This is a genomic window from Nostoc sp. FACHB-133, from assembly GCF_014698055.1.
Lineage (GTDB): Bacteria > Cyanobacteriota > Cyanobacteriia > Cyanobacteriales > Nostocaceae > Nostoc.
Genome location: NZ_JACJSH010000034.1, coordinates 72,593 through 83,638 on the forward strand (window position 1 = coordinate 72,593; position 11,046 = coordinate 83,638).

Sequence of the window (11,046 nt, forward strand, 5' to 3'; positions counted from 1 at the left end):
AAAGGAAGCAGGGAGAAGAGGCAGAGGGGAAAGGGGCAGGCTGACAGGTGTAGGTATTTAACAAATGTGGCTGAAATAGGGTTTTTCCGTTGGTTGAGAACTCAAATTTTAATTTCTGATTTCCCACCCAAGAACGAAATTTCGTTATTTGAACCACGTTTAGAACTCTGTTTGAGAGTGCCCACTCATGCACAAATAAAAACCTACACCTGTCAGCCTCCTCTCTCATCTCTGGCAAAGTTAGCAACAATTCGACAACCAGCGCCCGGTTTACTGACAATTTCTAGCTGGGCATTTACTGTAGCCATTCGTTCTCGCATTCCCTGGAGTCCGTATCCGGCAACGGATTGATCAGATTGAAAGCCTTTGCCATTATCTTGGAGTATCAACGATAGCCCCGCCGCCGTTGTTTGAATTCTAATTTGAACAGCTGTGGCATTGGCGTGTTTATAAATATTGGTTAGCCCTTCCTGGATAATGCGATACACAACATGATTTACTGAATCGGAAAGCGGTTGTGACAAATCAATTTTGCAGTATGGTAAGACATCGGTGAGGTGATAGAATTCCTCTGCAAGGTTAGCGATCGCATTTTCGAGTAATTGTCCGTGGAGTGGATCGGAGCGAATTGCCGAAACTGATTCCCGTACCTCTTGCAAGGCTTCAGAACCCAATTTTTTCGCTGCTAATAAAAACGATCGCGCCCGATTAGGATCGGTTTCCCAAAGGGTTAGTGCTGTTTCCATTTGTACATTTAGCGCTACGAGGGAATGTCCTAGAGAGTCGTGGATGTCACGCGCAATACGATTGCGTTCTTCTAGTGCCACCATTTCCTCAATGCGTTGATTCAGCGCTTTTTGATGTTCTAGCGATCGCCTTAGTTCTGCTTCTGTCTCCTGCAAGCGCCGATTTTGCTCCTGGAGTTGCATTTGTAAGCGGCAAAGGTTGAGTTGATGCTCCATTCGAGCAACCACCTCTTCAATCTGAAAAGGTTTGTTAATAAAATCAACGCCTCCAACCGAAAAGGCTTTCACTTTATCAAATACCTCATTCAACGCACTAATAAAAATGACAGGAATCTCTTGTGTTTGAGGATTAGATTTGAGTCGCTGACATACTTCATAGCCGTTCATTCCGGGCATGGTAATATCGAGCAGAATCAAGTCTGGAGGTTGAGCTTGTATGCCAATCAACGCCATAGAACCATTGGTAACACTCCTCACTTCGTATCCTTGCTCGGTAAGCATTGCTGATAGGAGGCGAAGATTATCTAGAGTGTCATCAACTATGAGAATATCTCCCTTGGATGATTGGCTTAATTCCATACTTCTCAAAGGGCTAAGAGAGTCGTTAATTATCAAGCTAGTGGTAACGTAATGTAAATAAATTATGGATTATAAGTGATAATAAATTCCATCCATGTAACAAATCTATTGATGATATTGGTAATTTCCAAGGCACTGATAAATTTACATTTATTTATATTATTGTTTTATATCCGTTTACCTACTTAAGTTATTTGTATTGACAGTAATTAAAAATAAATTGAGTACGTAAAAATTTTTCATTTTAATTACTTTACATAATTTTCTCACAATTTTAAATCAAGTTATAACCTTCTTATTATCCGTTTTTTAGCTTGATTTTTCAAGATTGAGTAGCTAGGCAGCGTACCAGAGTTAGCTCGGTACAAGCAAGCTATATGTAGCGTTTCTTAAAGGAGAAAGACTTAGGAAATTCTGAACTTTTTAAGAAAAAGATAAATTCAAACTCTCACATAATAGGGTAATGTATTAATTCTCAATATTACCCAAGAGGGTAATATCATCTGAGACAGTTCATCTTCTATAATTATGCCAAATAGAATTCATCAAAATTAAGAGGCTTATGTGTAAATATTATTACCCCAACATTGCTGTTTAATTTCAGGAATTCGGATATGCCTTCTTTCACCCTTCGACTTTCAAAGCTGACTAAAAATGTGCAGTTGCGCCACATTCTCGTAGTGCCGTTTGTACTGCAAATTTCTCTAGCCGTAGGGCTAACTGGGTGGCTATCAATACATAATGGGCAACGAGCAGTCAATGAAGTTGCAATCCAACTCCGAAATGAAATCACGGCTCGAATCCAGCAGTACCTAAAGGTATATGTTGAAACGCCTCATAAAATCAATCAACTAAATGCTAATGCCATTAAACTGGGTGAACTTAATATCCAAAAATTATTAACATTAGAACAACACCTTTGGTATCAACTGAAGACCTTTGACACAGTGACAGCAGTTTACTTTGGGTCAGAATATGGTGAACATGTTGCAGTTCAAAGGGCGGATGATGGTCAGTTTGAGGTGAAACTTTCAGGTAAGTCCACTGGGAATGAAATTCGGATTTACGCCGCAGACCAACCGGGACATTACACTAAATTATTAAGATCCAAGCCTAATTACGATCCTCGGACTCGTCCGTGGTATAAATCGGCAGTTAAGTCTAAGACAGCTAGCTGGGGTGGAATTTATAAACTGTTTGCCACACCCAAATATGTGCTAAATGCCAGCTTGCCGATCTATGATGATGGCGGCAATCTGCTCGGCGTTACTGCTGTCGATTTTTCACTGACTGGGATTAGTCAATATCTGCGGAGTCTCAAAATCGGGCGAACGGGTGAAACTTTCATCCTAGAACGCCAAACAGGATTATTGGTTGGGAGTTCTGCCACTCAACAACCCTACGTAATTGCAAATCCGACAGCTCCAATCATAGATCAGAATCCGGTTCGAGTTCAGGCGATCGCCAGTAATGATATTTTGACGCGACGTACTGCTGAATATTTGCAGCAAAACTTTGTAGACTTAACCCAGATTACCGAAAAACAACAACTAGATTTTGACATTGAGGGTAAACGGCAATTCTTACAGATTGTACCGATTAAGAATCAGCAGGGGTTGGACTGGTTAATCGTTGTGGTTGTTCCAGAAACGGATTTCATGGATCAAATCAATGCTAATACTCGTTCAACAATTTTGCTTTGCCTGGTTGCCTTTGCACTTGCAACTGGATTGGGCATTCTGACAGCTCACTGGATTACACAGCCAATTCTCCGACTGGGAAGTACAGCCAAAGCGATCGCCGCCGGGAACTTAGACCAAAAGGTTTCTGTGAACAGTACAACCGAGCTAAACTCTTTGGCAGAGTCTTTTAATCTTATGGCCCATCAGTTGCGTGAATCCTTTTTAGCCCTAGCACGAACCAACGAAGAATTAGAAAGCCGAGTCACGCAACGCACCAGAGAACTTGGAGAGAAAAATGCCCAACTTCAGAGGGAAATTCGCGTTAGCGAAGCTGCCCAAAGGGATCGCCGAAAAGTAGAAGCAGCACTAAAAACATCCGAAGCAGAACTCCGGTTAATGTTCGCTGCTATGACTGATATGGTAGTGGTTTTTGATGCAGAGGGACGTTACCAAAAGTATGTGCAAACAAAGTATGTGCTAACACAATCCTTCGCTTATAAGCCTGATATAGATCGCATTGGCAAAAAAGTTGATGAAGTTTTACCAAAAGAAATCGCCAATTTAATACTCGATGCCATTCAGCAAGCTCTGCATCTAAAAGAAGAACCCAGAAACCCTGATGGAAGTCGCAAGAATGTTTTTGTTGAATACCACTTAGCGAACAAGAATCGAGAAACTTGGTTTTTAGCTAGTGTTTCGCCATTGTCAGACAATACAGTACTTTGGGTGGCTCGTGATATCACCAAGCTGAAAAAAACCGAAGCCGCGCTCAAGCAAGCCAAAGAAACCGCAGATGCTGCCAACCTCGCCAAAAGCCAGTTTCTCTCTAATATGAGCCACGAACTGCGGACTCCTCTTAACATCATCCTTGGCTTTACCCAACTGCTGCTGCGAAATCGATCACTCAACTCACAGCAACAGGAATATCTTGACACGATCAACCGCAGTGGCGAAGACTTACTGACCTTAATCAATGATGTATTGGAAATGTCCAAAATTGAAGCAGGTCGAGTTATCCTCAGTGAAACAAATTTTGACCTCTACGGGCTTTTGGATCGCCTGCAACAGATGTTTGCATTGAAAGCCCAATCTAGAGGATTACAACTCATTTTGGAGCGATCGCCAACTATCCCCCAATACATCTGTGCCGATGAGAGTAAATTACGCCAAGTTCTAGTTAATCTATTAGGAAACGCAATTAAGTTTACGCGGATCGGTCAAGTAACCTTGCGGGTAGAAACTCCTAACCAAAACATCACACCAGATGAACCCATCACCCTGAACTTCAGCGTCGAAGATACGGGTTGCGGTATTGCTGATTCTGACTTTAATCGTCTATTTGAGCCATTTGTCCAAACAGAGGCGGGACAAAAAGCTCAGGAAGGGACTGGACTTGGATTACCCATCAGCCAGCGATTTGTGCGGCTCATGGGCGGAGATATCAGGGTGAATAGCACGCTAGGAAAAGGCTCAATTTTTACCTTTGATATCCGAACTCGTGCAGTAATTATGGATACCTTGCCAACGCCTGCACCAAGCCGGCAAGTTATCGGTTTAGAAAAGGGACAACCCAGCTATCGCATTCTGATTGTCGAGGATAAACTAGAAAATCGGCAGCTTCTAGTTGAGTTATTAACACCCGTTGGCTTTGAGGTACGGGAAGCGGTAAATGGTCAAGCTGCGATCGAACTTTGGCAAAATTGGTCGCCTCACCTCATTTGGATGGATCTACGGATGCCAATTATGAACGGATTTGAGGCAACCAAACATATTAAAGCAGCAGGCGCTCAAACCCCACCGATTATCATTGCATTGACAGGAAGCGCATTTGAGGAAGACCGCTTAACAGCGCTGTCCGTAGGTTTTGATGACTTTGTGCGTAAGCCATTTCGGACAACCGTAATTTTTGAAAAGATGGCTGAATATTTGGGTGTTCGTTATGTTTATGCTGATGAACGAGAAAATCAGGAAAAAGCATCTTGGCCTTCTAACGCTTCATTCATCACACCTAAATTAACGGTTGCAGATTTAAGCGTCATGCCTAGCGACTGGATTGAGCAACTGCATCAGGCTGCGCTCCGAATAAATGCTAAAGAAATTCTTATGCTGATTAAACAAATTCCTGAGCAGCACGATCATCTGATCGAGGCACTAACCAATCTTGTAGACTGCTTCTGCTTTGAAGAAATTATTGCATTAGGAAGTACCAAAAAAATAAATCACCCAAAAACGTAGATGCACAAACGCGTTAGCTTCATCTTTATTAGAGGCTATTTATATTTTTTTAGTTCTTCAGATGTCAGAGATGTAATCAGACTTAACGGTAGTGGTTGCTGACTAATTTTATTAACGTATTCTGTACTCAAGTATGGAAGGTAACTTGGCTGCCCAGCAATATACGTTTCAAAGAAAGGAACACTTAAAGCTTTAACATAGCGACGTGCCAAGGCTGGACTTGAACCAACTGCTTGTATAGGAATAGGAATAGTTGCATTGGGTGATTCAGCAATAGTAGAAAAGTGTGTTCCGCCATTGATCAGCGTTAAATACTTGTTTGAAGTTGTTAACCAAGTAAAAGGCTGAATTTGTTCTAGCAAAGCCGGAGCAACAGTATCAGAACTGCCAGATATAATCATCACAGGAATTTTGATTTGGCTAAGGCTAGCTTGACCAAAAATACTGCTACCAACTGGATTAATGACAATTGCTGCTTTTATCCTTTTATCCGATAAATTATATTGAAAATTTGGTAGATTAACAGCTAAACATTGAAGTAGTAACGAAACATTTAACGTATTTTCTAAATCTGGACAGTCAGCTTTCAATTGCTCAAAATTGATCTTTGCACCCGCTAATGCTAATGCTGTATATCCACCAAATGATTGCCCTATCACACCAACTTGTTCTAAATTTAAACGTCCTTGAAAGGTTGGATTAGACTTAGATAACCTAGTGAGTTCATCTAGTAAATATTTAATATCTAAAGGTCTGTCAATAAGTTCTCTAGGATTAGTAACTTGATTTGTTGTACCTTTTAATAATGCTTGTAGTTGTTTTGAATCACTACCAGGATGTTCTGGAACAGCAACCACAAAACCATAAGAAGCGAGATGTTCAGCTAGATATGCAAAACTTTTTCTGTCAGAACCAAGTCCATGCGAAATAACAATTATCTTCCGAGGAGCTTGAGCAACTGGGAGGTAAATATCAGCTAAGAATCTTCTATTACGTGTAAGGTCATTAAGGGTAATAGTTTGCTTGAGGAAGCGAAAACTTCCGGTTTTTCCTAAGTCCATCAATGGAATAGAATCAAGCTTAGAAACAGTGATTACATTTTGTTGAGATTCTTCGTTAATAAGTGCGACTGCATTTTGAGTTTGATTTACTAAATCTTGTAATGTCTCTACTATTTCTAAAGTCTGGTTTAAGTTTATTGAAATTGAGCTTGCAGGAAACTTGCGTAATATATTTAAGAGGGTAAAATCTTTTTGATCTGCGGCTGATAAAATTAGTGCCGAGCGAATTGCATAAAAGCCTGACAATCTAGATTCTGTCTGAATAATTTTACCCAATTTTTGTAATAATCGCTCACCAATTGGTGTATAAAGAAACTGCGAAATTTCTACTTGATTTAAGGGAATGCGAGTTAGTAAAACTTTTCGCAGTTGAGTTAGTTGCTTTTTGTCTACATACTGACTATATCCAGCAAAATCTTCATCTACGTTACCTGTTTTAGCATAGTTCTCAAGTGAACTAATGGGGATAGACCTTTCTAAAACACCATAATTAAATTTTAGGCGCTCTGCACCGAAAGCGGGATAAGTAGTTAATGTAGGCAGCAATGTCATACTAAAAATTCTTAAAGCCAATTTCTGCCAAACAGTTTTTTTACCGATAAGATGAGTCATTACACACCGCTTTAGATACTACATTGATTACGCGACGAGAAAATTAGCTGATCATAAGATTTGATATCGTTGAGGAAAATTTTCTAGAATTTCCGCTTTGATTTTTTAAGTTACTTGCGTGGTAAGGCAAGAGGCAAGAGGAAGTATTTTTTAAAAATCAAATATCAGCCCTATATTAGATAATTATATTTTCTGAAAAGATGAGCTACTCAACTATAACTGTATAATTGCGGTGTTCCCATTTGCTACTTTCAATCCAGAAAAAGGTAAAGTTTATTGGCTGTTGTTGGTTATTTGAAACATAAATATCTACAAAATTTACTCCTAATTTTGTGGCAGTTGAAGGTGTATCTTTTACGATTTGCCAATTATCCTGCGACCAATGCAACCGAAAAGAAGCTAAAGCATGAATTCGCAATGTATAACCTTTTTTAACTTTGTCTATTTGACGGTTAAACTTCCACATTTCCAATAATTTACACTCTTGTCTTTCGCCTAAATAGCGATTCGCCACCTCTGGGATAAAATCAAACACCTGATTGTCATGATTTGACCGTAGCAGCTTGATATACTCTGCGTGCGCCCACATTAAAGGCATGGCAGAACCTGTTGGTTTTCCTAAATACATGTGGCTTTCGGGTCTATCTGCTTCATCCCAAACTTGTTCTGGTAGCAAACAAGTGTTTGAAGCAAATCCTTCCATTGCCTTGATATATGTTTTGACATCACCACCAACAGCTAGTTCATAATGTCCCCTCTCTCCCGTCAAGAGAGGCCAAGCGCGTCCCTTACCCCAACCAGTGTAAGGACTGCCATCTTCTTGCTGTCCATAGCCGTCATGGTTGTAACGATGCCAACAAGGCCCAACGGGTGTATCTATTTTCAAGACTGCATCAATTACTTTGACGGAATCAACAATAATCGGATCATCAGGTTTACGAATTCCATAGCGTACTAGTTGCAAAAAGCCTGCATCGACAATTTCCTTCGCAGGAAATTCTGCTGGTTTACCAGGAGGCTGACTGCTAATCAAAATAGTTCCCTGATTAGGATTTTCGCTGGGTTGAGGATTATTAATATCTGTAGGAGTAATGCGAATGTAATGGCGATTGATGCCAGGAACAAGAGTGCCTTCGGTAGTAACTGTCCAAGTTTCAACGTGACATTCTAAAAAATCGGCGTATTCTTCGATAAATTGTGCTGTTGCTTCATCCCCACGTTCACGAACGAATTGAGCAGCGCAGATTAAAGCGGCAATATTAGATGCCAGTGTAGAAGGTGAATAGCCGCTGTTTTCTTCCCAGCGTTCTTGTTGAGTAGCCGGGCCATGACGAATTAAATAACCTGCTGCCCGTAAAATCATGGGATAAATATCAAAGGTCAGTGGTATTTTATGTTGGTGCAGTAGCCATGCTAGTAAAATTGGAAATGCCACTTCATCTAGTTGAATACCTTTCCAGTAAGGTTCTCCATTAACCCAGAAATTTTGGGCAAAACCGCCGTCTTCCTGCTGACTCGTGGCCAGATAAATTAGCGATCGCACTGCTGTTTCAGTTTCCCCAGCAGCCAATAAACCTGATACACTGCTAACCATATCCCGCGTCCAGACAAGGTGATATCCCCCTTGGTCTTGGTCGTCTTTGGCTTCACCCCAAGGAATTGCCAGGGAAGCAATTAAAGCACCTGGATAAGTTTTGTCTTCATGGGCCAAAAGCAGACTAATGCTGTGGTGATACAAGTTGCCATCATCGAATGAAATATTTTCTAATGGTTTGATGCCTTGGCGCGATCGCTTCCACTGTTCGATATAATTTTGCTTCTGCTGTTGAAAAGGAATATTTAGCGACTGAAACAGTGTGGAAATTGCATTGTGCAGAGTTGTACCAAATGCCAGTCCCAAAGTGAACTCGTGACTCTCATCTAGATTTAGTTCTCCAGTCAAAGCAATGTTGCCATCTAAAGCACAGTCAAACTCCCAATCCATCTGGAAATTATCAGCTAAATCTGTCCACCCATCACTTTGACCAACATAACCACATGAAAGACGGGTAAAGGGAACCGTTCCACCTAGCACCATCCATCTTCCTGCTTTCTCGGCCGTTAGAATCCGATGTCCAGCAACTTCTATGACGTAACCATTGTTACCTCTGCCACCAACTTCCAAATGTGGCGCACACAAAGCGTATAGCTGGAGTTGCGAGATAAACTCGCGCTTTCCTGTTAACTTTGTATGTTGTAAAATACAGGATAAATGGGGGTCAGCAATCACTTCTTTGATCACAGCATAACGCCCTTGTGGATCGGAATTAGTAACGCGGTATCCTAAACCATGAGTCCAAATCTGTTCAACTTTTGATTCGAGATGGCGTTTCTCCTCATGGAAAAAGCTTTTGCCATCAGAAATTAGATATTGCAAATCTCGAATTTGGGGTCTGTCTACTGTGGGGTGGTAGACTTCTGTCACAACACCGTTGCAAACAGTAAACCAAACGCGACTAGAGGTAAAATAAGCTGTTCCGACTGCATCTTTATTGGCATGAGTCCATCGAGGCTCGATACCTGGTGAACCAAAAGCCTGTTCTTGACCAATAATCTTTACCATAATTTATTGTGCCGATAAGCTTTGAGTGCTATTTGGAAAAGCTGTAGTGGATATTTATCAAAACAAAATTCTCCTTCAATTGAAAGGTTGAGAATATTTGCGAGTAGCAGCTAAAGACTTTGCTTCAATAAAAATTTGTTTTATTTCAGGATGTTTTCGGCGAATTTTTATTTCTAAACGTTCTACAGTTAATGCTATTTCTTCGCCTGTGAGATTTTTAGAAAACTGGATTTCCAAGTTGAGTAATACTTCCTGTGGAGCAAGTTGCATTGTTAGTACCCGAATAACTTCTTGTACCCCTGGTTCTGTTTTTGATAAAGAACGTATATTGGCTATAGTTTGAGGATTAGCACTTTCACCAACTAATAATCCTTTACTTTCTCTAGCTAGTAAGACTGCTACTATAGACAAGATAATACCAATAATAATAGAGGCAATACCATCAAAATAAACATTATTAAATAAATGTCCTAAAAAAATTCCGATCAAGGCCACAACTAAGCCTAAAATTGCGGCAGTATCCTCAAATAATATTGTAAATACTGTTGGGTCTTTACTATTTTTGATTGCTTGCCAAAAATTTTGCTTACCCTTGGTCGGCAAAAATTCTTTTAAAGCTACAGTCCAAGAAAAGCCTTCCAATATTATTGCCATACTCAATACAATATAATTCCATATTGGATCTTCTAAAGGGCTGGGGTTAATTAAATGAGTAATTCCTTCATAAATTGACATCCCGCCACCAATTGCAAAGATCAGGATAGCAACGATAAAAGTCCAGAAATAAAGTTCTTGACCATATCCAAAGGGATGGCTATCATCTGCTGGTTTTTGGCTTCTGTACAGTCCTAGCAAAAGTACAAGTTGGTCGCCTGTATCTACAACTGAATGAATCCCCTCAGAGATCATGGCGGAACTGCCAGTAATGGAGGCGGCGATAAATTTAGTAATTGCGATCGCTAAATTAGACCCTATCGCTGCAAAGATTGTTTTTTTAGATGAATCAGTTGCCATGAGCGTAAATAAGAGCTATCCAGAAACTTAGGTGCATCGTGCATCCCACATACAATCTCGTGTCTGACAGTTAAAAGTAAACTATCAGAAGGTATAAGATAGCTTTACTATGAGACTCATATTTGATTGCGTGAAAAACCCCCCTACAACTCAAAAAGCCTTATTTTCTATTGCTTCTTGCCTCTTGCCTCTTGCCTTATTTCCTATCGCCTCTTACCTTTAACCATTTTCCGTAAATCCTGGATACAAGGTCATACCACCATCTACAAATAATGTTGTACCGTTAACATAATCAGAGTCATCAGAAGCTAACCAAACAGCTGCTTTGGCAATATCTTCAACATTTCCTACACGTTTTGCTGGAATCAGTTTTAGTAACTTTGCTTCGGCTTCGGGAGTATCCCAAGCTGATTTGTTAATTGGGGTTTTGATAGCACCAGGAGCAATACTATTAACGCGAATTTTGTGGGGAGCTAGTTCTTGAGCAATACTTTTCATCATCATATTAATACCAC

General features: G+C 40.3%; 6 protein-coding genes. 1 reads left to right on the plus strand and 5 read right to left on the minus strand.

The window, feature by feature from the left end; all coding sequences use genetic code 11:
• Window positions 1–212: 212 nt before the first annotated feature.
• Window positions 213–1,325 (minus strand): ATP-binding response regulator, encoded by a 1,113-nt coding sequence (locus H6G86_RS24235; protein WP_190936464.1) that lies wholly within the window; start codon window positions 1,323–1,325, stop codon window positions 213–215.
• A 614-nt stretch (window positions 1,326–1,939) separates the two neighbouring features.
• Between H6G86_RS24235 and H6G86_RS24240 the strand changes: the two genes are divergently transcribed.
• Window positions 1,940–5,242: an ATP-binding protein gene (locus H6G86_RS24240; protein ID WP_190936465.1), complete on the plus strand. Its 3,303-nt coding sequence runs from the start codon at window positions 1,940–1,942 to the stop codon at window positions 5,240–5,242.
• Window positions 5,243–5,277: 35 nt separating this feature from the next.
• Here H6G86_RS24240 and H6G86_RS24245 read toward each other — a convergent pair whose 3' ends face one another.
• The 4 genes from H6G86_RS24245 to H6G86_RS24260 form a co-directional block, all read right to left on the minus strand.
• Window positions 5,278–6,915: an alpha/beta hydrolase gene (locus H6G86_RS24245; RefSeq protein WP_190936466.1), complete on the minus strand. Its 1,638-nt coding sequence runs from the start codon at window positions 6,913–6,915 to the stop codon at window positions 5,278–5,280.
• Window positions 6,916–7,120: 205 nt separating this feature from the next.
• The gene (locus tag H6G86_RS24250) at window positions 7,121–9,517 is read right to left on the minus strand and encodes a glycoside hydrolase family 15 protein (protein ID WP_190936467.1); all 2,397 of its coding nucleotides are present in this window, start codon (window positions 9,515–9,517) and stop codon (window positions 7,121–7,123) included.
• Window positions 9,518–9,592: 75 nt separating this feature from the next.
• A complete protein-coding gene (locus H6G86_RS24255) occupies window positions 9,593–10,531 on the minus strand; it encodes a cation diffusion facilitator family transporter (RefSeq protein ID WP_190936468.1) in 939 nt (312 codons plus the stop codon).
• Window positions 10,532–10,750: 219 nt separating this feature from the next.
• On the minus strand, window positions 10,751–11,046 hold a 296-nt coding region (locus tag H6G86_RS24260; RefSeq protein WP_190936469.1), incomplete at its 5' end, for an SDR family oxidoreductase.